Genomic DNA, 23,824 nt, shown 5'->3' on the forward strand with positions numbered 1-23,824 from the left:
TCAGGCGCCGACCTGGTGCAGCCAGTCCTGCAGATTGTAGAAATTGCTGATGCGCGCGACCTTGCCGTCACGGATGTCGAAGAAGGCGCCGGCCGGCAGGCGGTAAGTCTGGCCGCGCGCTTCGGGCAGGCCCTCGTCGGTCTTCAGGTATTCGCCCAGCACGGTGAACTCGGCGGCGGCGCGACGACCATCCTCGCTGGCGAACACGCAGAGATCGACGATCTGCTCGCGGTAGCTGCGGTTCATCCGCTCCATGAAGGCGACGAAGGCGGCGCGACCGGTCTCGCGACCACCCTGGTTGATGTCGTGGGCGACGTCGTCGCTGAGCATGGACAGGAAGGCGGACATGTCGCCAGCGTTGAAGGCGGCGTAGTAGTTCTCGATCAGCGTGCGGGTGGCGGCGGTCATGGGTTTGGGCGCGATGGATGGCGGGCAATAAAAAACCCGGCGGATGTTGCCATCCGCCGGGTCCGGTCTGCCAGCCGTTGGGCTGTCGGCAAACCTTAGTTGGTCACCTTGAATTCGACGCGACGGTTGTTGTCGCGGCCGGCTTCGGTGAGGTTGGTGTCGATCGGCACGCTCTCGCCATAACCCACCGGCTTGAGATTGGCCGGGTTGACGCCGTTGTCGACCAGGAACTTCTTGACCACGTTGGAGCGGCGCTCCGAGAGGCCCAGGTTGTAGGCGTCGGTGCCGACATCGTCGGTGTGGCCTTCGACATCCACCTTGACGTCCGGGTAGCTCAGCAGCGTCACCGCCACCTCGGCCAGGATTTCCTTGGAGGGTTCGGTCAGGCGGTCGGAGTCGAACTCGAACTTGACGCCGCGCAGGATGAAGCGCTGATCCAGCGCGCAACCCTTCTTGTCCACCGCCTCGCCCGGGCGCGGACGGCGGCAGTCACCCTTCAGCGCGCAGCCGTTCGGCAGCACCTTCAGGCCGGGCGGGGTGTTCGGGCATTCGTCGAGGTAGTCGGGGATGCCGTCGCCATCGCTGTCAAGCGGGCAGCCGTCCTTGCCGACCGGGATGTCCTTGGGCGAATCCGGGCACTTGTCGAGGTAGTCCGGCACGCCGTCGCCGTCCTTGTCGACGAAGGGGCAGCCGCGGGCATCGACCTGGGTGCCCGGAGGGGTGTTCGGGCACTGGTCGAGGTGGTCGGGCACGCCGTCACCGTCGCTATCGAGCGGGCAGCCATCCTTGCCGGTGGGCACGCCCTTGGGGGTGCCGGGGCACTTGTCGAGGTAGTCGAGCACGCCATCGCCGTCGGCATCGGCCGGGCAACCATCCTTGTTGACGACCACGCCCTTGGGGGTGCCGGGACACTTGTCCAGGTAGTCCGGCACGCCGTCGCCATCGAGATCGGTGGGGCAGCCGTCGGAGTACACCTTCACGCCGCGCGGGGTGTCGGGGCACTTGTCCTGACTGTTGGGCACGCCGTCGCCGTCGGAGTCATCCGGGTCGGCGCCAAACTTGTAGCGGATGCCGACGGTGCCGGTGCCGACGTTGAAGGTCTTGTCGCTGACCGGGCCCGAAGCCGACACGAAGTCGAGGTTGTAGCGGCCGTCCAGACGCAGATCCAGGCTCTTGGTGATGCTGATGAAGGCACCGCCGCCGAGGCCGATACCGGCGCCCGACAGGCTCTCGCCCAGGAAGTCGATGGCGTGGAAATTACCGTTGGCCAGCAGGTAGGGGCGAATCTTTTCCCCCTGCGGCGTCAGGTAGGCCAGGGCATTGATGCCGAAGATGCTGCGCTCGTAATCGTTGCCGGAGGGCAGGTTGTCGACGCTCTGGCTGCCAGTGGCCAATTCCAATTCGACGCCAAAGTTGGGCAGCACGTCGCGGCCCGCAGCAATACCGAAATGTGCGCCGCCGCCGGTACCAGAGAAAATTGCACCAATCGAGGGGGAGACGTACCACCGGTAGTCCGGTTCTGCGGCCTGCGCAGCGGCCACCAGTCCGACGGTGGCCAGCACCGTGTACAACCATTTAATCCGCTTCATGAGTGTCATCCGTGGATGCTGCCGTTGCGTTAAGAGTTCTTGATCATCGTGGCCCCACAGGTCCCGACTTGTGGTGCAAGAGTTGCATGTACTACCGCTGAGCCACGACTTTTCGACCGCTCTTCCGATTATGATTCGCTGAGGGCGGCGTCGTAAACCGTCCAACAGCATGGAAACGGAAAGAATTTTGTGTCAGCCTCCACCAATCTCGGGACAGGGGAATTTCAGATGATGCGCTTTGCGTGGTTAGCGGTTGCCGCCTCTATTTTGGTGTCGGCTTGCGGTGGTGGGGTGGAAAGCCCGAATTTTGACGACCAGGTGGTCGGCGTGAAGATCATGCCGAACCCGGCCAGTGTCGATGTCGGCGGCTCTACGCAGCTGGTGGCCCAGGGTCTCTACACCCTGCCGCCCGGCAGCACGGCCACGGCCTACCCCTGCGGTACGAACTTCTGCTCGCTGGGTCCTGCCCCGTCCAGCATTACCTGGGCCACCGACTCCAGCGGCTCCGGCGCCACCATCAGCGTGGACCCGAGCACCGGTTTGGTGCGAGGCCTGCGTCATGGCACGGGCACCGTGCGCGCCCAGTTCCGCAACTTCACCGACAGCGCTTCGGTGCTGGTCGGCGGTGAGGTGCTGACCGATGTGACCTTGATTTCCACGGAAGCGGGTGGCACCACCACCACGGCTCTGGGGCGTTCGATTTCCTACGGCGCCACCGGCACCTACACGACTTACACCTGCTCGACCAGCACTTCCACTTGCCCGGTGTCCTCGACGCGCACCGCTCCGGTCAGCGTCAGCTGGGCCTTGGCAAACCCGGCGGTCGGCTCGGCGACCCCGGTTCAGGGTAGCGACACCGTGGTCCAGAGCCTCCAGCAGGGCGTGACCACCCTGCGCGCCACCGTAACCAATGCCGAAGGTGAGCTGATCACCCGCAGCATCGGCTTCTCGGTGACCCAGCCGGTTCTGGAAGAGATCGTGATCGCGCCGGACAACCAGTCGGCTCCGGTCGGCACCACCAAGAACTTCACCGTGACCGGGCGTTACAGCAACAGCTCGACCTTCGGTGAAATTCCGACTTCGGCGGTGGACATCAAATGGACGTCTTCGCAGGCTGATTACGCCACCGTGATCGAGGGTCCGAGCACCAGCACCGTGGCGACTGCGGTCTCGACCGGTTCCTCGGCGCCGAACTCGACCGTCACTGTCACCATCACCGCCCGCGCCCTTGATAAGAGCAACACGCCCATCAAGGACGAGAACGGCAATGACATCACCGATACCGCCTTGTTCGTGGTGACCCAGGCCGATCTGCTGGAAGTGCTGCAGGCCTGCCCGGTGTCGACCACTACCGGTCTTGTCGAATGCCCGTCCGGTGCGGTTGATGGTTTCAACCTGCCGGCGTCGACCTCCACGACCACCCCCGACTCCAAGCGGGAAGTGCGTCTGCTCGGCCGGTTCAGCAACAGCGACGAGCCCCAGGAGATCAGCGACAGCTTCATCAACTGGACGGCTTCCAGCAATCTGGCCACGGTCAACACCCAGGGTATCGTCACTGCCGGCACCGCGACCGGTGCGGTGGTGGTGACTGGCACGATCAAGACGGGTGTCTACCCGAACGCGACCGTGCGCAGCGACTCCATCCAGGTGACGCTCACCGACCGTGTCTGCGTGATCCCGCTGCGGGCGGCGGACGGCGCCACCGTTTCCGGTACCCCCACGCCCTCGACGCTGCCGATCTTCGGCAACGCCTCGGGTGTCACCGACGCCGGCAACGTGATTGACGAAGACGTGAACAACGCCGCGACGGTCGCGCTGGCCTCCGGTCCGCTGGATGCCAACATCCGTCTCGCCGTGTCTGCGGCGGCGGGTATCGAATTCCCGGCCGAGGGCCGCATCGGCTTCATCATCGAGCGTGCGAACAACAGCGCTTTCGTTCCGGCCGATCCCGCCAACAACGCCGGTCTGAAGTTGTCGGTGTGGTCTGGCGGCACCGAGTACCAGGGTGGCACCTTGTCGGTTAATCCCCTGCCGGGCGCCAGCTCCAGCAACCGCGTCCGTGAGTTGATCACGGTGCCGACGCCGACCACCAAGCCGACCTTCAGCCGCGTGGACATGACGCTGACGGTGCCGGGCTACCTCACCAGCGATCCGATCATCATCGGGCCGGTGCTTGGCCTGCTGGAGTCCCTGCTGCTGGGTGGTACCACCGAGTTCGCCGTCTATGGCTCTTGCGCCAAGGCGGAACTGCCCAAGTAAGCTGGATCAGTTGCAACAAAAGGGCGCCGATTGGCGCCCTTTTTTTGTGCTCGGATTTCAGGGGCCAGTAGCCCATCTGCTTGCTGACCAAAGCCTTACATGGTTTTCAGCGAGCCGCCGCCGATGGTGAGTGCCTTGGTCTCGCGGTGCGCCGGCGACACGGTGTCTTGGGTCCGGCCATTGGCCGGGCACAAGTGGGTGCGGGAGCCGGCGTCTACCGCGTCAGTACCCCATCTGCTTGCCGGCGAGATCCTTCATGATCTCCAGCGAGCCACTGCGGATGGTCAGTACCTTGGTCTCGCGGTGCGCTGGCGACACGGTGTCTTGGGTCCGGCCATTGGCCGGGCACAAGTGGGTGCGGGAGCCGGCGTCTACCGCGTCAATACCCCATCTGCTTGCCGGCGAGATCCTTCATGATCTCCAGTGAGCCACCGCCGATGGTCAGTACCTTGGTCTCGCGGTAGATGCGCTCCACCCGGGAACCCCGCAGGTAGCCGGCACCGCCCAGAATCTGCATGGCTTCGTTGGCGATCCATTCCAGCGCGGTGCAGGCGTGGTTCTTCAGCAGGCAGACTTCGGCGACCGGCATCTGCTTGTGGCTGACCCGCCAGGCCAGGATGTCGAGATGCGCTTTGACCGCGTCCAGGCGCATCTTCATGTCGGCCAGCTTGTGACGGATCACCTGGTTGCGGATCAGCGGTTTGCCGAAGGTCTGCCGCTCCCGGGCGTAGATGAGGCTGTCCTCGTAGCAGACCTTGGCGAAGGCCCAGGCCTGGGTGGCGAGCATGATCCGCTCCTGGTTGAAGTTCATCATGATCGCCATGAAGCCCATGTTCTCGGCGCCGATGCGGTTGGCGACCGGCACCCGGCAATCCTGGAAGTACAGGCTGGCCGTGTCCGACGCCCACCAGCCCATCTTCTGCAGCGGCGAGCGGCTGAAGCCGGGGGTGCCGGCCTCGATCACCAGCAGGGAAATGCCGCCCATGCCTTCGCCGCCGGTGCGTACCGCGCAGGTGATGTAGTCGGCGCGCATGCCGGAGGTGATGAAGGTCTTCGAGCCGTTCACCAGATAGTGCTCGCCATCGCGCACCGCGCGGGTCTTGAGCGCGGCGACGTCGGAACCGCCGGAGGGCTCGGTGATCGCCAGTGCGCCGATTTTCTCGCCGGCCAGGACCGGCGCGGCGAAGCGCGCGATCTGCTCCGCGCTGCCGGTGTGACAGATCGGTGGAGTGGCGATGCCGTGGCTCATCAGCGAGGCGATCAGGCCGCCGCTGCCGGCGCGCGCCAGTTCCTCGGTGAGAACGATCATGTAGAACAGGTCCGGCACCTCGACGCCGCCCGCGCGCTCCGGGAAGCCGATCTGCAACAGACCCGCGTCGGCGGCCTTGCGATGCAGTTCGCGCGGCAGCTCCTCGGCCGCCTCCCAGCGCTCGATATGAGGAACAATCTCTCTTTCCACAAACCGTCTTACCTGGGCGCGAAAGTCCTCGTGTTCTTGATTGTAGAAAGGACTAGCGGCGGATACAGGCATTTCCATCTCCTTCGGAAAACGGTGTTCCGCAGGTTACGGGAGATGGTGGCGATGCGCTAGCATCGACGCACAACGAGAACCGCCCGAGCGTATGGAGGAGAGTCCATGTCCGCGCACCCCTGTGCCCCCGAATTCCTGCCTCTGGCGCGCATCTTCCATTGGGAGCGCGAACGGGCCCATTACCCCTATCTCACCCAGCCCATGGGCAACGGCCTGGTTCGTGACTACAGCTGGGCGCAGGCGGTGGGCGAGGCGCGCCGGGTGGCGGCCTGGTTGCGGGCCCAAGGCTGGGAACCGGGCTCGCGGGTCGCGATCCTGTCCAAGAACTGCGCGCACTGGATCATGGCCGACTTCGCGATCTGGATGGCCGGCCATGTCAGCGTGCCGGTGTATCCGACGCTGACCGCCGACAGCGTGCGCCAGATCCTGGAGCACAGCGGGGCCAGGGCCTGTCTGGTTGGCAAGCTTGACGGCTGGGAGGCCATGCGTCCGGGAATTCCCGAAGGCGTGCTGTGCTTTTCCACGCCTCTGTCGCCGAAGAACGACTACCCACAGTGGGAGCGGATCGTCGCCGAGACCGAGCCGCTGGAGGGCGAGATCGTCCGCGATGCCGACGAACTGGCCACCATCGTCTATACCTCTGGCACCACTGGCATGCCCAAGGGCGTGATGCACAGTTTCGGCGCCATCGGCTGGTCCACCGGACCGGTGACCGCCGCCAGCGGCATCGGTGCCGACGACCGCATGCTCTCCTACCTGCCGCTGGCGCATGTCGCCGAGCGCTGGCTGGTGGAGGCGGCCTCCATCCGCACTGGCTTTCGCGTCTATTTCGCCGAGTCGCTGGACAGCTTCCTGAGCGATCTGCGCCGCGCCCGGCCCACGCATTTCGTGTCGGTGCCGCGTTTGTGGACCAAGTTCCAGCAGGGCGTGTTCAGCAAGCTGCCGAAGCAGAAGCTGGACCTGATCTTCAAGCTGCCTCTGCTGGGCGGGCTGATGAAGGAGAAGATCCTCAAGGGCCTGGGCCTGGAGCACTGCCGCTACGCCGGCGGTGGCGCCTCGCCGATGCCACCTTCGCTGATCCAGTGGTATCGCGACCTCGGCCTGGAACTGCTGGAGGGCTATGGCATGACCGAGAATTTCGGCTGCTCGCACGGCTGCCGCGTTGGCCGCGCCCGCATCGGCTATGTCGGTGAGGTCTGGGAGGGCACCGAGCATCGCCTGTCGCCCGAGGGCGAGGTGCAGACCCGAGGGCCGACCACCATGCTCGGCTATTACCGGGAGCCGGAGAAGACTCGCGAGACCATGACCGAGGATGGCTGGCTGCGTACCGGCGATCTCGGCGAGATCGACGAACTGGGGCGGCTGCGCATCGTCGGGCGGCTCAAGGAGCAGTTCAAGACCAGCAAGGGCAAATACGTGGCGCCGGCGCCGATCGAGAACAAGCTCAGCGTGCACCCGGCGGTGGAGGCCTGCTGCGTGGTGGGTGCCAGCTTTCCACAGCCTTTCGCGCTGCTGATGCTCAATGCCGAGGCCGCCGCTGGCTGCGCCGCCGATGCCGGGCGTAGGGCGGAGCTGGGGGCCTCGCTGCAGCAGTTGCTAAACGCGGTGAATGCCACGCTGGATGAGCACGAGAAGCTCGATTTCCTGGTGGTCGTCCCCGAGCAGTGGACCGTGGAGAACGGCCTGATCACGCCAACCCTGAAGGTCAAGCGTCCCAGCATCGAGGCCAGCTACGCCGGGCAGTTCGAGGCCTGGGCGCAGCGCAGGCAGACGGTGGTCTGGCAGGGGCTCGCGGCCGGCCAGGCGCGCTGAGGGATTGCCGCGCCTTGGCATGCTGCTTGCGCCTGCCCCTGGAAATCTCCAGGGGACAAAGCGATGCAGCAGGATGCGAAACGGCGGGCCGGACTGTGGATGGCTGCGGCAATACTGACTTCAGCTTCGGGCCTCGCCTGGCCACACGGCACGGCGCAGGCGCCGGTGGCGAGCAAGGCTGGCCTCAACGGCGGCGTGCTGGGCCTGGACGAGGCGGTGTTCTGGGACGGTGGCACACTGGCCGGCAATGTGCAGACCGCCGCGCTCTGCGATACCGCCGCCGGTGCCTGTCCCACCTACAAGCTCAGCATCGCCCACGGTGGCGCGCGGCTGCGGGTGGGCATCGACAGCCCAGTGCGGACCAATACCTTCGCGGTCGAGCTGCTCGATGCCGCCGGCACCGTGCTGGCCAGCGAGGACAATTCCAACCAGTTCAACTCCGAGGCCATGCTGTTGCAGCCGGCGGGCGGGGTGTACACGGTTAGGGTGCGGCCGCAATCGGTGCAGCAGGGCTCCTACCGCATGCGCGCCAAGCTGGAGTCGATGCTGCCGGAAGACCTGCCACGTGCGCCCGGCGTGGTCCCGGAGCTGCCCAACCTCAAGGTGGTGCCGCCTTATGAGTTCGGCTTCATCGCGCCGCTGAATCCGCTCAACGGCCTGTATCCGCCGGACACCATCAATCCGCCGCTGGACATCGCCGGCATCCATCCGATCTCCTGCACGGTGGACGAGATGGCGCCGGTCGCCCTGGGCGGCGGCGCGGCGAAGAAATGCCTGCGTTTCACCTCCGGGCCGATCAATCTCGGCGAGGGCCTGTACGACATGCGCTTCGACATGATCGGCGACTTCATCGCCGGCACCGCGCACCTCGCTCCGCAGGAAGCCTTGTCGCGGTTGGTGATCGGGCCGATGCGCCAGGTCATCCACTACAGCGACGGCAGCACCCAGGAGCGCTCCGCCGGCACCTACAGCTTCCATCCCATCCACGCGCACTTCCACGACGACTATGTGCTGAGCTTCCGGCTCTACGCCGTGCATGACACCGCCAGTGGCGCCATGGAGCGGGTCGGCGAGGGCACCAAGTCGGGCTTCTGCCCGGCCGACCAGCTCTGGGGCGACTGGTATAGCTTCGACCAGGGCTACGAGGTGCCGGGTGGCGACGAGCCCCTGGGCAACTGCACCTCGCCGGCAAACGGCGTGATGGGCCTGTCGGTGGGCTGGGGCGATGTCTACCGCTGGCAGCGGCCGGGCATGTACGTCGAGTTCTACGGTCAGCCCAACGGCCGCTACGTGGTGCAGTCGCGGGTCGATGAGCGCGACGCCATTCTCGAAAGCAACGAGAACGACAACGTCGCCTATGCCTATGTGCAGGTCGAGAACGACGTGGTGCAACTGCTGGAGCGCGGCTGGGGCGAGAGTCCCTGGGATCCCAGCAAGACCGTGTTCGCCGGCAACGGCCCGGCGCAGCGCGAGGTGCTGCCCATGCAGGCCTCGACGCCGGATACCGGCAAGCTCATGACGCAGTCGCCGACCGAGGCTGCCGATGGCGGTGCGCTGCCGCTGGGTCTGCTGAGCCTGCTGCTGATGGCCGCCGGTCTGCGCCGGCGGCACTGACTTAAGCCTGGCGCGGCAGCGCGCTTTCGCGCGCGTCGAACTCCTTGCCGCGCAGGCGCTTCTGCACCGCACGCAGCACACCGGCGGCGTCGAGCCCGATCTGCGCCAGCAGCTCCTCGCGGGTACCGTGCTCGACGAAGTGGTCGGGCAGGCCGAGGTTGAGCACCGACAGCGGCTGGTGGTGGGCGGCCAGCACCTCGTTGACGCCGCTGCCGGCGCCGCCGAGGCGGGCGTTCTCCTCCAGCGTCACCAGCAGGTCATTCTCCTGGGCGAGGTCGAGGATCAGCTCCACGTCCAGCGGCTTCACGAAGCGCATGTCGGCGACCGTGGCGTCGAGGATTTCCGCCGCTTCCAGCGCGGTCTGCACCATCGCACCAAAGGCCAGGAAGGCAACCCGAGGCCGGCGCCGGCCGTGGGTCTCGCGGACGACGCGACCCTTGCCCAGCGGCAGCGGCTTGGCGATCACGTCCACCTCCACGCCCTGCACGGTGGCGCGCGGATAGCGCACCGCGCTGGGGCCGGCGTGCGCGAGTCCGGTGGCGAGCTGGCGGCGCAGCTCGTTTTCGTCGGAGGGCGCCATCACCACCAGATTGGGGATGCAGCGCAGGAAGCTTAAGTCGAAGACGCCGTGATGGGTGGCGCCATCGGCGCCGACCAGTCCGCCACGGTCGATGGCGAACAGCACCGGCAGGTTCTGGATGGCGACATCGTGGATCAACTGGTCGTAGCCACGTTGCAGGAAGGTTGAGTAGATCGCGCAGACCGGCTTCAGTCCCTCGCAGGCGAGGCCAGCGGCGAGCGTCACCGCATGCTGTTCGGCAATGCCGCAGTCGAAGTAGCGTTCGGCGAACTTCTGCGAGTACTCGACCAGGCCAGAGCCTTCGCGCATCGCCGGGGTGATCGCCACCAGCTTGGGGTCGCGGGCGGCGGTTTCGCACAGCCAGTCGCCGAACACCTGGGTGTAGGTCTGCTTGCTGCCCGGCTTCTTGCCCGGGAAGGCGCCGGTGACCGGATCGAACTGGGTGACGCCGTGATACTTGATCGGGTCGCCCTCGGCCGGCTCGAAGCCCTTGCCCTTGGTGGTGATGATGTGCAGGAACTGCGGACCCTTGGCGTCCTTGAGTTGCTCGAAGGCGCCAAGCAGGGCGTCGAGATCGTGGCCGTCGATGGGGCCGTGGTAGGCGAAGCCCAGGGTCTCGAACAGCGCGCCCGGCCGGTCGGCGAGGTGCATGGCGTTCTCGCAGCCCTCCGCCTCGCGGTGCGGGGTGGGGAAGCCGAGCTTGGCGGCGATCCGCGCCGAGTGGTTGCGCAGAGCGCCGACGTTCTCGGAGATCGACATGTCGTTGTCGTTGTAGACCACCAGCAGGTCCAGGCCGAGATGGCCGGCGTGGTTCATGGCCTCGTAGGCCATGCCGCCGGTCATGCCGCCGTCGCCGATGATGGCGACCACGCGGCGCTGCTCGGCCTTCACCCGCGCGGCGGCGGCCATGCCGGCGGCGGCGCTGATGCTGGTGGAGGAATGGCCGACGCCGAAGGCGTCGTACTCGCTCTCGCCACGGTGGCAGAACGGCATCAGCCCGCCCAGCTTGCGGATCGACTCCAGTCTTGCGCGCCGGCCGGTCAGCATCTTGTGCGGGTAGGCCTGGTGGCCGACATCCCAGACCAGGCGGTCGTGGGGCGTGTCGAAGGCATGGTGCAGGGCGATCGACAGCTCGACGGTGCCGAGATTGGCGGCGAAATGCCCGCCGATCCGGCCCAGCGTCTCGATCAGGTGACGGCGCATCTCCACCGCGAGGTGGGGCAGTTCACGAACTGGCAACTGGCGCAGGTCGGCAGGGGTGTTGACCCGCCCCAGCAAGGTATAGCCGGGCGTGTCTGCGGAATGGGTGGTCATGTCGCAATTATGACGGAGCGGCGCACCAGCAAGGTGCAGGGTCACAGGGTCGTTATTCTGACGAATTTGTGCGTTGCAGCAAAATCAGTGCCGGCGGGCGCGGATGCGGTCGGTGAGGTCGCGCAAGGGGTTGGCGCGCTCGTCAAAACCGGCCAGCGCGGTCTGGGCTTCCTCGAACAGCGTCTCGGCTCTGGCCTGGGCAGCCTCCAGCCCGAGCAGGCGCACGTAGGTGGACTTGACGCTGCTGATGTCCTTGCCGGCGGTCTTGCCCAGCGTGCCGGTGCTGGCGGTCACGTCCAGCACGTCGTCCTGGATCTGGTAGGCCAGGCCCAGGGCGCGGCCATAGCGGTTCAAGGCCAGCCGCGAATCCGGGCTGGCTGCGGGCGCTGCCGCCAGCGGCAGCTCCAGGCAGGCCAGGATCAGGGCGCCGGTCTTGTGGCTGTGCAACTGCTCCAGCTCCGCCAGGCTCAGGCTGGCGCCCTCGGCTGCCAGGTCGGCCTGCTGGCCGCCGGTCATGCCCCGCGAGCCGCTGGCGCGGGCGAGGCCGAGCAGCATCTGGGACCTCGCCTCCGCGCCTAGCTGTGGGGAGGCGGCCAGTACCTCGAAGGCCAGGGTCTGCAAGCCGTCACCGACCAGAATCGCAGTGCCCTCGTCATAGGCCTTGTGGACGGTGGCGCGGCCACGGCGCAGGTCGTCGTTGTCCATCGCCGGCAGGTCGTCGTGCACCAGCGAGAAGGCGTGGATCAGCTCCACCGCCAGCGCCGGGGCATCGAGTTGTTCCGGCGCCAGGCCCAGGGCCTCGCCGGCGCCGTAGACCAGCAGCGCGCGCAGGCGCTTGCCGCCTTCGCTGGCGTAGCGCATGGCGCCGTGCAGCCGTGCGGGATAGGTCTCGGCTGGCGGCAGCGCGGCATCCAGCGCCGCGTGCAAGCGTGCTCGCCGGGACAGCTCCCAGGCGGAAAAATCGCAGCGGTTCATTCGCTGTCGTCGGCCGGCTTGCCCGGAACCAGGGTCTTGATTTTCAGCTCGGCGCTATCCAGCGCGCCACGGCATTCCTGACTCAGGGCCATGCCGCGCTCGAACAGGCTCAGCGATTCCTCCAGCTTCAGCTCGCCTCGCTCCAGCTTCTGGACGATGGCTTCGAGTTCCTTCATCGCGTCTTCGAAACGCGCAACCGGGTCGACAGCAGTGCTCATGGTGGGGAAGAGGCGTATGGATGCCGCAGTTTACCCGCCTTGCCGCACCGGCGGCGCTCCGTTACCTTCCCGCCGCCCTTTAAACCATCTGCCGCCATGGCCGCCTCCAGCAAAGCTCCGGGATCCGGTCCCCGCGAATACGACGTCAACGCCATCGAGGTGCTCGACGGCCTCGATCCGGTGCGCAAGCGCCCGGGCATGTACACCGATACCGCCCGCCCCAACCATCTGGCGCAGGAAGTCATCGACAACGCCGTCGACGAGGCCCTGGGTGGCTACGCCAAGCAGGTGCGGGTCACGCTCCATGCCGATGGCTCCTGCGAAGTGCAGGACGACGGTCGCGGCATCCCCACCGACATCCACCCGGTGCACAAGATCAGCGGTGTGGAGCTGGTGCTCACCAAGCTGCACGCGGGCGGCAAGTTCAGTAACCAGAACTACCAGTTCTCGGGTGGTCTGCACGGGGTCGGCGTGTCGGTGGTCAATGCCCTCTCTACCCGCCTCGATGTCTGGGTGCGACGCAATGGCGTCGAACAGACCATGCACTTCGAGAACGGCTACACCGCCGGTCCCTTGCGCGAGGTCGGTCCCTGCGCGAAGAAGGACACCGGCACCCGGGTGCGCTTCTGGCCGGATGCCAAGTACTTCGATTCGCCGAAATTCTCCGTCACCAAGCTCAAGCAGAACCTGCGCGCCAAGGCGGTGCTCTGCCCGGGATTGAAGATCACGCTCAAGGACGAGGCGGCGGGCGAGGAGACGGTCTGGTATTACGAAAACGGTCTCACCGACTACCTGCTGGACGCGGTCAAGGGCCACGAGATCGTGCCGGTCGCGCCCTTCACCGGCCAGTTCAAGTCGCCGCGTGAAGAGGCCGAGTGGGCGCTGGCCTGGGTCAATGCCGACGGTGCTGGCGAGTTGTTGGCCGAGAGCTACGTCAACCTCATCCCCACCGCCCAGGGCGGCACTCACGTCAATGGTCTTCGTACCGGCCTGACCGAGGCGATCCGCGAGTTCTGCGAGTTCCGCAATCTGCTGCCGCGTGGCCTCAAGCTGGCGCCGGAGGATGTCTGGCAGGGTCTGGCCTACGTACTCAGCGTCAAGATGCAGGACCCGCAATTCGCTGGCCAGACCAAGGAGCGGTTGTCCTCGCGCGAGACCGCCGCCTTTGTCAGCGGCGTCGTGCACGACAGCTTCGGCCTCTGGCTCAACCAGCATCCGGACGAGGGCGAGCGCGTCGCCCAACTCGTCATCGCCAACGCCTCGGCGCGCATGAAGGCGGCCAAGCAGGTGGTGCGCAAGAAGATCACCAGCGGCCCGGCGCTACCCGGCAAGCTGGCCGATTGCGTGCTGACCGATCTCAGCCGCACCGAGCTGTTCCTGGTCGAGGGTGATTCCGCCGGCGGCTCCGCCAAGCAGGCGCGCGACCGCGACACCCAGGCGATCATGCCGCTGCGCGGCAAGATCCTGAACACCTGGGAGGCTAGTGCCGGCGAGGCCATCGCCAGCGAGGAAATCCACAACATCAGCGTCGCCATCGGCGTTGATCCCGGCAGCCCCGACCTCAGCGGCCTGCGCTACGGCAAGATCTGCGTGCTGGCCGACGCCGACTCCGACGGCCTGCACATCGCCACCCTGCTGTGCGCGCTGTTCCTCAAGCATTTCCGGCCACTGGTGGCGGCCGGGCATGTCTACATCGCGATGCCGCCGCTGTTCCGCATCGACGCTGGCAAGCAGGTGTTCTACGCGCTGGACGAATCGGAAAAGCAGGGTGTGCTGGACCGTCTGGCCGCCGAAGGCAATCGCGCCAAGATCCAGGTCACCCGCTTCAAGGGCCTGGGCGAGATGAACCCTCTGCAGTTGCGCGAGACCACCATGAGCGCCGATACCCGGCGCCTGGTGCAGCTCAGCCTCGACGAGCCGGAGAGCGAGGATGCGCCGAAGACCGACAGCCTGATGGACATGCTGCTGGCCAAGAAGCGGGCGGGGGACCGCAAGGAATGGCTGGAACGTGAAGGAAATCGCGCCGAGATCTGATCCAGTGACTTGAGGAACCGACGTCGCGTCCCGATGTCGGTATTCTCCGGCTGTCACCCGCCGCCCGCTGTCTCTGGTCACCGACGGAATTCCCATGCATCACAGCCCACTCATCGCCACCATCGTCGCCGGCCTCGTGCTGGCCTTCCTGCTGGGTGCGCTGGCGCACCGGCTGCGGGTGTCGCCGCTGATCGGCTATCTGCTGGCGGGCGTGGCGGTCGGGCCGTTCACTCCGGGCTTCGTCGCTGACCAATCGCTGGCCAACGAACTGGCCGAGATCGGCGTGATCCTGCTGATGTTCGGCGTCGGCCTGCATTTCTCGCTCAAGGATCTGCTGTCGGTAAAGGCCATTGCCGTGCCCGGCGCGCTGGTGCAGATCGCCGTCGCCACTCTCATGGGCATGGGCCTGGCGGCGCTGCTCGACTGGGGCCTGATGGCCGGCTTCGTGTTCGGCCTGGCGCTGTCGGTGGCCAGCACCGTGGTGCTGCTGCGGGCCCTGCAGGAGCGGCGGCTGATGGATACCCAGGAGGGCCGTATCGCCGTTGGCTGGCTGATCGTCGAGGATCTCGCGATGGTGCTGGCGCTGGTGCTGATCCCGGCGATTGCCGGCGTCGTCGGTCTTGGTGGTGAGGCCGGGAGCACCGATGCCGACGCCGGCACCGGCATCGGCGGGGTGGTGCTGCTGGCGATGGGCAAGGCGGTAGCCTTCGTCGCCTTCATGCTGATCGTCGGCCGGCGGGTGATTCCGGCGCTGCTGCACTGGGTGGCGCAGACCGGCTCGCGCGAGCTGTTCAGCCTGTCGGTGCTGGCGATTGCCCTGGGCGTCGCGTTTGGCGCGGCCATGCTCTTCGGCGTCTCCTTCGCGCTCGGTGCCTTCTTCGCCGGCATGATGCTCAACGAGTCGCCGCTGTCGCAGCGTGCCGCCGAGGAGTCGCTGCCCCTGCGCGACGCCTTCGCGGTGCTGTTCTTCGTCTCGGTGGGCATGCTGTTCAATCCCGGCATCCTGTTCAGCGCACCGCTGGAGTTGCTGGCGACGCTGGCGATCATTCTGTTCGGCAAGTCGGTCGCCGCGTTCCTGATCGTGCGCGCCTTCGGGCATCCCAATCGCACCGCGCTGACCATTTCCGCCAGCCTGGCGCAGATCGGCGAGTTCTCCTTCATCCTCATCGGTCTCGGTGTCACCCTGAACCTGCTGCCGCAGAAGGGGCAGGACCTGGTGCTGGCCGGCGCGATCCTGTCGATCCTGCTCAATCCGCTGCTGTTCAAGCTGTTCGTGCCCAACCGCCCCGAGGCCCTGCCCACGCCGGCCGATGCGCCGTCCAAGCCGGTGGTCAGCGATCTGCACCCGACCAGCCTGCACAATCATTCGATCCTGGTCGGCTACGGCCGCGTCGGCAGCATGGTCGGTGCCGGCCTGAAGCGTGCCGGCGAGCCGTTTCTGGTGATCGAGGACCGCAAGCTGCCGGCCGCCGCCGCGCGCGCTGACGGTGCGGAAATCATTTCCGGCAATGCCGCCGATCCCAAGGTGCTGCGCGCCGCCAATCTGGCGGCGGCACGCCGGCTGTTCGTGGCGATCCCGCAGAGCTTCGAGGCCGGGCAGGTGGTGAGCCAGGCGGTCGCTGCCAACCCGGATCTGCGCATCGTCGCCCGCGCCCATTCCGACGCCGAGGTCGCCCACCTCCAGAAGTGCGGTGCCGGCACCATCATCATGGGCGAGCGAGAGATCGCCCGCGGCATGCTCGACATCGCCTTCGAGCGCCGCCACGCCTAAGTTTTTCACCCAGCTGCACGCCAATCCGAACCAATGACCGCGACCCTGATCGAACCCGAACGCCTGCCCTTGCGAGTGTTCGCGGAAAAGGCCTATCTCGACTACTCGATGTACGTGGTGCTCGACCGCGCGCTGCCTAACATTGCCGATGGCCTCAAGCCGGTGCAGCGGCGCATCGTCTACGCGATGAGCGAGTTGGGCCTGCAATCGACTGCCAAGCACAAGAAGTCGGCGCGCACGGTTGGCGACGTGCTCGGCAAGTACCACCCGCACGGCGACTCGGCCTGCTACGAGGCGATGGTCACCATGGCCCAGCCGTTCAGTTACCGCTATCCGCTGGTGGACGGGCAGGGCAACTGGGGTTCGGCAGACGACCCGAAATCCTTCGCCGCCATGCGCTACACCGAGTCGCGGCTCACCCCCTACGCGCAGGCCCTGCTGCAGGAGCTGGAGCAGGGCACGGTGGACTGGGCGCCGAACTTCGACGGCACGATGGAGGAGCCCAAGCTGCTGCCGGCCCGGCTGCCCAACATCCTGGTCAACGGCACCACCGGCATCGCCGTCGGCATGGCCACCGACATCCCGCCGCACAACGTCGGCGAGCTGGTCAAGGCCTGTCTGCATCTGCTCAAGCATCCCAACGCCCAGCTCGAAACCCTGATGGAGTTCGTGCCGGGGCCGGACTTCCCGACCGGTTGTGAGATCGTCAGCGAGTCGGCGGACCTGTTGAAGCTCTACCAGACCGGCAACGGCCAGATCCGCATGCGTGCGCGCTGGGAGCGCGAGGACGACGGCAACATCGTCATCACCCACCTGCCGCACCAGGTCAGCGGCAACAAGATCCAGGAGCAGATCGCCGAGCAGATGCGGGCGAAGAAGCTGCCGCTGGTCGAGGATCTGCGCGACGAGTCCGACCACGAGAACCCGACCCGCCTCGTCATCGTGCCGCGCAGCAACCGCGTCGATGCCGAGCAACTGATGGCCCATCTCTTTGCCACCACCGATCTTGAGAAGAGCGCACGCGCCAATCTCAACATGATCGGCCTCGACGGCCGGCCGCGGGTGAAGAACCTGCGCGAGATCCTGGTCGAGTGGCTGGACTTCCGCTTTGCCACCGTCACCCGCCGGCTCAACCACCGGTTGCAGAAGGTCAATGATCGCCTGCACCTGTTGGAGGGCCTGCTGATCGCCTTCCTCAACCTCGACGAGGTGATCCGCATCATCCGCTTCGAGGACGAGCCGCGCCTCAAGCTGATCCAGACCTTCGCGCTCTCCGAGATCCAGACCGACTACATCCTCGACACCCGCCTGCGCCAGTTGCAGCGCCTGGAGGAGATGAAGATCAAGGGCGAGCAGGACGAACTCGCCGCCGAGAAGGGGCGCATCGAGGAACTCTTGAACTCCGAAGAGGCGTTGAAGAAGCTGATCGGCGAAGAACTGCGCGAGGATGCCAAGAAGTATGGCGACGCCCGCCGCTGCACTATGGTGGCGCGGCCGGTGGCGGTGGCGCTGGCGGCCGAGGAGATCGTACCCGCCGAGGCGATCACCGTGGTGCTGTCCAAGGCCGGCTGGATCCGTGCCGGCAAGGGCCACGAACTCGACCCGACCGCGCTGTCCTACAAGGCCGGCGACGAGTACTTCTGCCACGCCCAGGGCAAGACCAACCAGTTGCTGATCCTGCTCGACGACAAGGGCCGCGCCTACACGCTCAACCCGCGCGAGCTGCCGTCCGCGCGCTCGCAGGGCGAGCCGATCACCACCCGCGTCGACCTGCAGGACGGCGGCAAGGTGGTGGCCATGCTGCTCGGCGAGGCTGGCGAGAAGTTGCTGCTCGGCGGCAGCGATGGCTATGGCTTCGTCGCCAAGCTCGGCGATCTGGAAGGCCGCAACAAGGCTGGCAAGGCGGTGGTGAATGTCGAAGGCAATTTGTTGGCGCCGCTGCGGGTCGGCGACAGCGCCAGCGACCGCGTGGCGCTGGCCACCGCCGAGGGACGCTTGCTGGTGTTCCCGGTCGCCGAACTGCCGGAACTGGCCAAGGGCAAGGGCAACAAGCTGGTCAGCCTGAAGGGCGAGGACCGCATCCTGGCCCACTGCGTGCTACCGGCCGGCGCGCCGCTGGAAATCACCAGCGGCAAGCGCACCTACACGCTCAAGGCCAGCGATCTGGAAGGCTATCTCGGCTCGCGCGCCACCCGTGGCAACCACCTGCCGCGCGGATTCCAGCGGGTTGATGCGATGCGGCCGGATCTGCCGGTGAAACCTCAGGCTTGAGTTCGCGGTCTCAGTCTCCACAATCCCTTGACACTTTGTTTCCCCAGCCAACCGCCATGAAACGCATTGCCCTGTTCCTGCTCACCAACATCGCCGTGGTCCTCGTGCTCGGCGTGGTCTGCTCGCTGCTCGGCGTCGACCGTTACCTCACCGCCAACGGCCTCAACCTCACCTCGCTGCTGATCTTCTCCGCCGTGATGGGCATGGGCGGCAGCTTCATCTCGCTGGCGATGAGCAAGTGGATGGCCAAGCGCAGCACCGGCGCCGAAGTCATCACCCAGCCGCGCAACTCCGCCGAAATGTGGCTGCTGCAGACGGTGGAGCGCCAGGCACGCGCCGCCGGCATCGGCATGCCGGAAGTCGCCATCTACGACTCGCCGGAGCCCAACGCCTTCGCCACCGGCATGAACAAGAACAACGCCCTGGTGGCGGTTTCCACCGGCCTGCTGCGGGCGATGAAGCAGGAAGAAGTCGAGGCGGTGCTGGGCCATGAGATCGGCCACGTCGCCAATGGCGACATGGTGACGCTGACCCTCATCCAGGGCGTGGTCAACACCTTCGTGATCTTCCTCTCGCGCGTCATCGCCTACGCGGTGGACCAGTTCCTGCGCCGTGGCGACAGCCGCGACAGCGGCCCGGGCGTGGCCTACATGCTGGTCTCGCTGGTGATGCAGGTGGTGCTGGGTATCGGTGCCTCGATGATCGTCGCCGCCTTCTCGCGCTACCGCGAGTTCCGCGCCGACGCCGCCGGCGCGCAGTTCGCCGGCCGTCGCAAGATGATCGCCGCCCTGCAGCGCCTGCAGTCGTTCAAGGACTCGCCCAGCCAGCTGCCCAAGGAGATGACTGCCTTCGGTATCCGTGAGGGCATGATGGGCCTGTTCTCCTCGCACCCGCCGCTGGAAAAGCGCATCGCTGCGCTGGAGCAGGCGCAGGGCTGAGCGGTTCCGCCAGGCAACAAAAAGGCGGCCCGAGAGGCCGCCTTTTTTTGTGCCGCCCTCGGGACTAGCGCGGCGCGTGGATCGACTTGGCCTTGGTGATGAACTCACTGGCCAGCAGCACCACTTCCGGCTCCTGCACGTGGTAGCCCTGGATGTAGTTCACGCCCATCTGCCAGAGCCGCGCCATCACGTTGGCGTCCTCGACATGGCTGACGATGGTCTTGATCTTCTTCTGCTTGGCCACCTCCATCAGCTGGCTCATCCGCCGGTTCACTTCCTTCTCGTTGAACTTCTGGGTGTAGGAGGAGTGGAACTTCAGATAGCTGATGTTGGGCAGGTGTTCCAGCATCTGGGCGCTGTTGCTGGACATGCCGTAGTGATCCACGGCGATGCTGGCGCCCAGCTTGGCCAGGGTTTCGGTGAGCGTCTTGGCCTTGCGGATGTGGTTCTGCAGGACCATCTCCTGAATCTCGAACACCAGCTCCTCGTTCTGCAGCGGGTGCGCCTTGAGCAGCTCGGTGAGCCATTTCAGGAAGTCGTCGGTCTCGCGCAGGCTGTCCTCCGAAAGACGCACGAACAGCGAGGGGATGTCCTTGCCGCCGGCGCGCTTGGCGATGATCGCCAGGCTGCGCGCGATCACCCAGCGGTCGACATTGCGCATCAGGTTGAACTTTGCGGCGGCCGGCAGGAACTCGCCGGCATGCAGTTCCTTGCCGGTGTCGTCGATCATCCGCACCAGCACGTCGAAGTGCTGGCGGGAGTCGCCTTCCAGGCTGGCGATCGACTGATAGGCCAGCTTCAGGCGGTTTTCCTCGATGGCTTTCTTCACCATGGCCGCCTTGCGGGCGTCTTCGCGCTCGCTCTGGCTGGCTTCCGCCGCCGCACCCAGCACCGCGAACTGGTTGCCGCCTTTCTGCGACAGCCGGCGGCTCTCGCGCTGGATTTCCCGCACCACCGCCTCGGCCTTTTCGTCGCCGGCCAGCGGATAGGCCACCAGGCTCAGGGTCAGTTGCGCTTCGTGCTGGGCGGTGGTGTAGATCTGCTGGCTGAGCTCGCGCTGCAACAGCTCGCCCAGCGACTGGATGTCGGCCAGCCGGGGACGGCCGACCACCGCCGCCAGCTCGCCGGCGGCGTAGCGGAACACCTGATCCGCCGGCGCCAGCCGGGCCTTCAGGGCCTGGCGCAGCTGCTCCAGCAGACTCTCGCTGTCGGCGAGGCCGAAGCGGTCTTCCAGTGCCGAAAAGCCATCCACCGTCAGCAGCAGCGCGCCGCGCGGTTGGCCGGACCGCTCGCTGGCGCTGAGTGCGTGCAGGAAGCCCAGGCGCTCGTTGGAGGGGGCGACGCTCGCGGACGCCGGTGGCGGATTGGCGACCAGGGTGCCTTCCACCACCGAAGGGGTCAGGCCGGGCTGGGTGTCGGAGCGGATGATCATCTGGATCACCCGCTCGCCATCCTCGCTGCTCACCACCAGCTGGGCGGACACCGGTACCGGATGCTCCTTGCCCTCGAAGCTGAACTCCAGCGGCTCACCGGCATGCTTGCCCTTGAGCACCAGGCGGAGACGCTCCTTGACCCGGGTGCGCTGGTCGGCGACCACGAAGTCGATCAGCGGCTCGCCTTGCAGGGCTTCCGGGTTTTCGTAGCCGAGCAGCTTGGCGAACGAGGGGTTGGCGTGGGCCAGGATGCCTTCCTGAACGTGCGCGACCGCGTCCGCAGTGGTTTCCAGCAACTGGCTGTGACGCTGCTCGAAATCGTGCAGCCGCTCGCTCATCACCCGCAGGCGGCGCAGGTGCTGGTGGCCGAGAAACTCGCGGATCACCACCAGCTCCAGCTGCCGTAGCTGGGCAGCGTCGCCGTAGCCGAGGAGATCGCGGGCGCCGTGTTCCAGCGCCTGCACGACGCCGCCCGGGCGTGGCTCGCGGCTGAGGATCAGCACCGGCAGGTCGGGCCGCAGTTCCAGCGCGGTCTTCAGCAGGCGGTCGCACTGGGCCTGGCCGGCGCTGTCGTCGCAGAGCAGCAGATCGGGCGGCGAGCGGCGGAGGATGTCCTCGACCTCGCTGGCATCGTCCACCCAGGCGCAGCGCAGCGGATGGCCGGCGTTGCGCAGAAAGCTTTCGATGCGCTTGGCGACCTCCTCGGAAGGACCGGCCACCAGCAGCAGTCCGCGGCCATCGGCCGCGAGAGTGGGACTGATGGGGCTGGTGTGACTGCGGGCGGGTGCGTTCACCAGGCGATCCAGGTTTTTGCGGGCTTGCCGGGAATCTCGCGAACCAGGCGCGGTACAAGATACCCCGGCAGGTGGCCGGCCAGCTCGCGCACCAGCGCCTTGCCGACTGCCTCGTCCACCTCGAAGTGCGCCGCGCCCTGCACGCGATCCAGCAGGTGCAGATAGTAGGGCAGCACGCCGCTCTCAAACAGCCGCTCGGACAGGGTTTTCAGCACGTCCAGCGAGTCATTGATCCCAGCCAGCAGCACCGACTGGTTGAGCAGCGGCACCCCGGCACGCTTCAGGCGCTCGCAGGCGGCGGCTACCGCCGGGCTCAGCTCCTGGGCATGGTTGGCGTGCAGTACCAGGACCGGTTGCAGACGCGAGCCGGTGAGCCAGTCGAGCAGGTCGTCGTTGACCCGCTCCGGCAGCACGATCGGCTGGCGGCTGTGCACGCGCAGGCGCTTCAGGTGCGGGATGCCGGCCAGACCCTCGACCAGGTCGGCGAGCTTGTCGTCGGTCAGCGACAGCGGGTCGCCGCCGGAGAGGATCACTTCCTCGATGCTGTCGTCATCGGCCAGCTCGGCCAGCACGCCCTTCCAGTGATTGCGCGAGGCGCGGGTCTCGCCGTAGGGGAAATGGCGGCGGAAGCAGTAGCGGCAGTTCACCGCACAGGCGCCCGTGGCGATCACCAGTGCGCGGCCGTGGTACTTGTGGATGATGCCGCCAGGTTTGAGCTTGGCCAGATCGCCCACCGCGTCGATCACGTAGTCGCGGCGGGTTTCGGCCTCCATTGCCTGCGGCCAGACCTGCAGGAACAGCGGATCGCGCGGATTGCCCTTTTCCATCTGTTCGGCGAAGGCGCGCGGCACCCGCAGCGGGAACTCCCGCATCTGAGCCAGCTTGAGGGCCGGGAGGTCGGCGGGCAGGCGCAGGAACTCCAGCAGCTCGGCCGGCCGGGTAAAGGCCTCGGTCAGCGCCGACTGCCAGGCGGGGATCAGCCGCTGGGGTGAAGAAATCGCATTCATGGATGGATTGTGCGTCGCAACACCTGAGGCGACAAGTGAAAAACCAAGTCTAGGCCCTGGTTTTGGAAGGATATTCGCACCATTCCTGGATGCTGCACTGGGGGCATTCGGGCTTTCGGGCCTTGCACACGTAGCGGCCGTGCAGGATCAGCCAGTGATGGGCGTCGCGGGCGAACTCGGGTTCGGTGAACTTCACCAACCGGTCCTCGACCTGGCGCACGTCCTTGCCCACGGCCAGCCGGGTGCGGTTGGCGACCCGGAAGATGTGGGTATCGACGGCGATGGTCGGCTCGCCGAAAGCGGTGTTGAGCACCACGTTGGCGGTCTTGCGGCCGACCCCGGGCAGGGCCTCGAGCGCCTCGCGGGCGCGCGGCACCTCGCCGCCGTGCAGGGTCAGCAACTGTTGGCAGAGGCCGATGACGTTCTTCGCCTTGGTCTGGTAGAGGCCAATCGTCTTGATGTACTCGCGCAGCCGGGCCTCGCCCAGCGCCAGGATTGTCGCTGGCGTGTTGGCGACCGGGTAGAGCCGGGCGGTGGCCTTGTTCACCGAGACGTCGGTGGCCTGCGCCGACAGTACCACCGCCACCAGCAGCTCGAAGGGGTTGGAATAGTGCAGCTCGGTGGTCGGCGCCGGATTGGCGGCACGCAGGGTTTCGTAGATGGCGCGGCGTTTGGCGGCGTTCATGGCGGGGCTCCACGGGCCTTGGCGAGGGCGGCGGCCAGTGGGTCGGCGGCCTTCTTGCGCGCACGGGCGGCGGCGTCTTCGGCCTGCCAGCGGCGCAGGCGCTGCTGGCGGGCGCCATAGCGCAGGAGCGAATGCGGCGCGCGGACGTAGGGCGCCGGCAGGCCGGGGGCCTCGACCATTTCGATGCAGTCCACCGGGCAGGGCGGGATGCACAGCTCGCAGCCGGTGCATTCGGCGCTGATGACCGTGTGCATGAGGTTGGCGCCGCCGGAGATCGCATCCACCGGGCAGGCCTGGATGCACTTGGTGCAGCCGATGCAGTCGGCTTCGATCACCCGCGCCACCAGCTCCACCGCGATCTCGACGCCGTAGCTGGGGTTGAGCGGCTTCTCTGCCACTCCCAGCAACGCCGCCAGCCGCGCCACCCCGGCCTGGCCGCCGGGTGGGCATTGGTCAATGTCGGCCACACCGTTCGCCAGCGCCTCCGCGTAGGCGCGGCAGTCCGGGTAGCCGCAGCGGGTGCACTGCGTCTGCGGCAGGGCGGCGTCGAGGCGGTCGGCGAGGCTGGTCACGGTGGGAAGCTTGCGATGC

17 protein-coding genes are annotated in these 23,824 nt (G+C 66.8%); 7 read left to right on the plus strand and 10 right to left on the minus strand.

Features of this window, described 5'->3' with window-relative positions; translation table 11 throughout:
• Positions 1-408 (minus strand): ketosteroid isomerase-related protein, encoded by a 408-nt coding sequence (locus ED208_RS07600; RefSeq protein ID WP_123211295.1) that lies wholly within the window; start codon positions 406-408, stop codon positions 1-3.
• 95 nt (positions 409-503) lie between these two features.
• Positions 504-1,997: an OmpA family protein gene (locus ED208_RS17715; protein ID WP_123211296.1), complete on the minus strand. Its 1,494-nt coding sequence runs from the start codon at positions 1,995-1,997 to the stop codon at positions 504-506.
• Positions 1,998-2,288: 291 nt separating this feature from the next.
• Here ED208_RS17715 and ED208_RS07610 point away from each other — a divergent pair, with 291 nt between their 5' ends.
• A complete protein-coding gene (locus ED208_RS07610) occupies positions 2,289-4,256 on the plus strand; it encodes a hypothetical protein (protein WP_123211297.1) in 1,968 nt (655 codons plus the stop codon).
• Positions 4,257-4,635: 379 nt separating this feature from the next.
• Here the strand turns inward: ED208_RS07610 and ED208_RS07615 are convergent, their stop codons facing one another.
• On the minus strand, positions 4,636-5,787 hold the full coding sequence (locus ED208_RS07615; RefSeq protein WP_123211298.1) for an acyl-CoA dehydrogenase family protein: 1,152 nt from the start codon (positions 5,785-5,787) through the stop codon (positions 4,636-4,638).
• Between the two features lie 105 nt (positions 5,788-5,892).
• Between ED208_RS07615 and ED208_RS07620 the strand changes: the two genes are divergently transcribed.
• Both ED208_RS07620 and ED208_RS07625 read left to right on the plus strand, forming a co-directional pair.
• On the plus strand, positions 5,893-7,599 hold the full coding sequence (locus tag ED208_RS07620; RefSeq protein WP_123211299.1) for an AMP-binding protein: 1,707 nt from the start codon (positions 5,893-5,895) through the stop codon (positions 7,597-7,599).
• 99 nt (positions 7,600-7,698) lie between these two features.
• The gene (locus tag ED208_RS07625; protein WP_158608479.1) at positions 7,699-9,213 is read left to right on the plus strand and encodes a lysyl oxidase family protein; all 1,515 of its coding nucleotides are present in this window, start codon (positions 7,699-7,701) and stop codon (positions 9,211-9,213) included.
• A gap of 1 nt (position 9,214) precedes the next feature.
• Here the strand turns inward: ED208_RS07625 and dxs are convergent, their stop codons facing one another.
• From dxs to xseB, 3 genes are all read right to left on the minus strand, one after another.
• Positions 9,215-11,107: a 1-deoxy-D-xylulose-5-phosphate synthase gene (gene dxs / locus ED208_RS07630; RefSeq protein WP_123211301.1), complete on the minus strand. Its 1,893-nt coding sequence runs from the start codon at positions 11,105-11,107 to the stop codon at positions 9,215-9,217.
• An 84-nt stretch (positions 11,108-11,191) separates the two neighbouring features.
• Positions 11,192-12,082 carry a polyprenyl synthetase family protein gene (locus ED208_RS07635; RefSeq protein ID WP_123211302.1) on the minus strand — a complete coding sequence of 297 codons (891 nt, stop codon included), beginning with the start codon at positions 12,080-12,082 and terminating at the stop codon, positions 11,192-11,194.
• Positions 12,079-12,300 carry an exodeoxyribonuclease VII small subunit gene (gene xseB, locus ED208_RS07640; RefSeq protein WP_123211303.1) on the minus strand — a complete coding sequence of 74 codons (222 nt, stop codon included), beginning with the start codon at positions 12,298-12,300 and terminating at the stop codon, positions 12,079-12,081. Before xseB ends, ED208_RS07635 begins: the two co-directional genes overlap by 4 nt.
• 96 nt (positions 12,301-12,396) lie before the next feature.
• On the opposite strand from xseB, the gene parE reads away from it, so the two are divergent.
• The 4 genes from parE to htpX all read left to right on the plus strand — a co-directional run bounded on the left by parE (position 12,397) and on the right by htpX (position 19,314).
• Positions 12,397-14,334 (plus strand): DNA topoisomerase IV subunit B, encoded by a 1,938-nt coding sequence (parE, locus tag ED208_RS07645; protein WP_123211304.1) that lies wholly within the window; start codon positions 12,397-12,399, stop codon positions 14,332-14,334.
• 94 nt (positions 14,335-14,428) lie between these two features.
• Entirely contained in the window at positions 14,429-16,105 is a 1,677-nt protein-coding gene (gene ybaL, locus ED208_RS07650; RefSeq protein ID WP_199720551.1) for a YbaL family putative K(+) efflux transporter, read from the plus strand.
• Positions 16,106-16,138: 33 nt separating this feature from the next.
• A complete protein-coding gene (gene parC / locus ED208_RS07655; protein WP_123211306.1) occupies positions 16,139-18,376 on the plus strand; it encodes a DNA topoisomerase IV subunit A in 2,238 nt (745 codons plus the stop codon).
• A 56-nt stretch (positions 18,377-18,432) separates the two neighbouring features.
• Positions 18,433-19,314, plus strand: a complete 882-nt coding sequence (gene htpX / locus ED208_RS07660) for a protease HtpX (protein WP_123211307.1) — start codon at positions 18,433-18,435, stop codon at positions 19,312-19,314.
• A 64-nt stretch (positions 19,315-19,378) separates the two neighbouring features.
• On the opposite strand, the gene ED208_RS07665 is transcribed toward htpX, so the two are convergent.
• Genes ED208_RS07665 through ED208_RS07680 form a run of 4 tightly spaced genes read right to left on the minus strand, consistent with a single transcriptional unit; the run spans position 19,379 to position 23,805 of the window.
• Positions 19,379-21,541: an EAL domain-containing response regulator gene (locus ED208_RS07665; protein WP_123211308.1), complete on the minus strand. Its 2,163-nt coding sequence runs from the start codon at positions 21,539-21,541 to the stop codon at positions 19,379-19,381.
• Positions 21,538-22,548, minus strand: a complete 1,011-nt coding sequence (gene epmB, locus ED208_RS07670; protein WP_123211309.1) for an EF-P beta-lysylation protein EpmB — start codon at positions 22,546-22,548, stop codon at positions 21,538-21,540. Before epmB ends, ED208_RS07665 begins: the two co-directional genes overlap by 4 nt.
• A 49-nt stretch (positions 22,549-22,597) precedes the next feature.
• A complete protein-coding gene (gene nth, locus ED208_RS07675) occupies positions 22,598-23,233 on the minus strand; it encodes an endonuclease III (RefSeq protein ID WP_123211310.1) in 636 nt (211 codons plus the stop codon).
• Positions 23,230-23,805, minus strand: coding sequence for an RnfABCDGE type electron transport complex subunit B (locus tag ED208_RS07680; protein WP_123211647.1), 576 nt, complete (start codon positions 23,803-23,805; stop codon positions 23,230-23,232). The genes nth and ED208_RS07680 overlap by 4 nt, the downstream gene beginning before the upstream one ends.
• Positions 23,806-23,824: the final 19 nt, after the last annotated feature.

This window comes from Stagnimonas aquatica (genome assembly GCF_003730135.1).
Lineage (GTDB): Bacteria > Pseudomonadota > Gammaproteobacteria > Nevskiales > Nevskiaceae > Stagnimonas > Stagnimonas aquatica.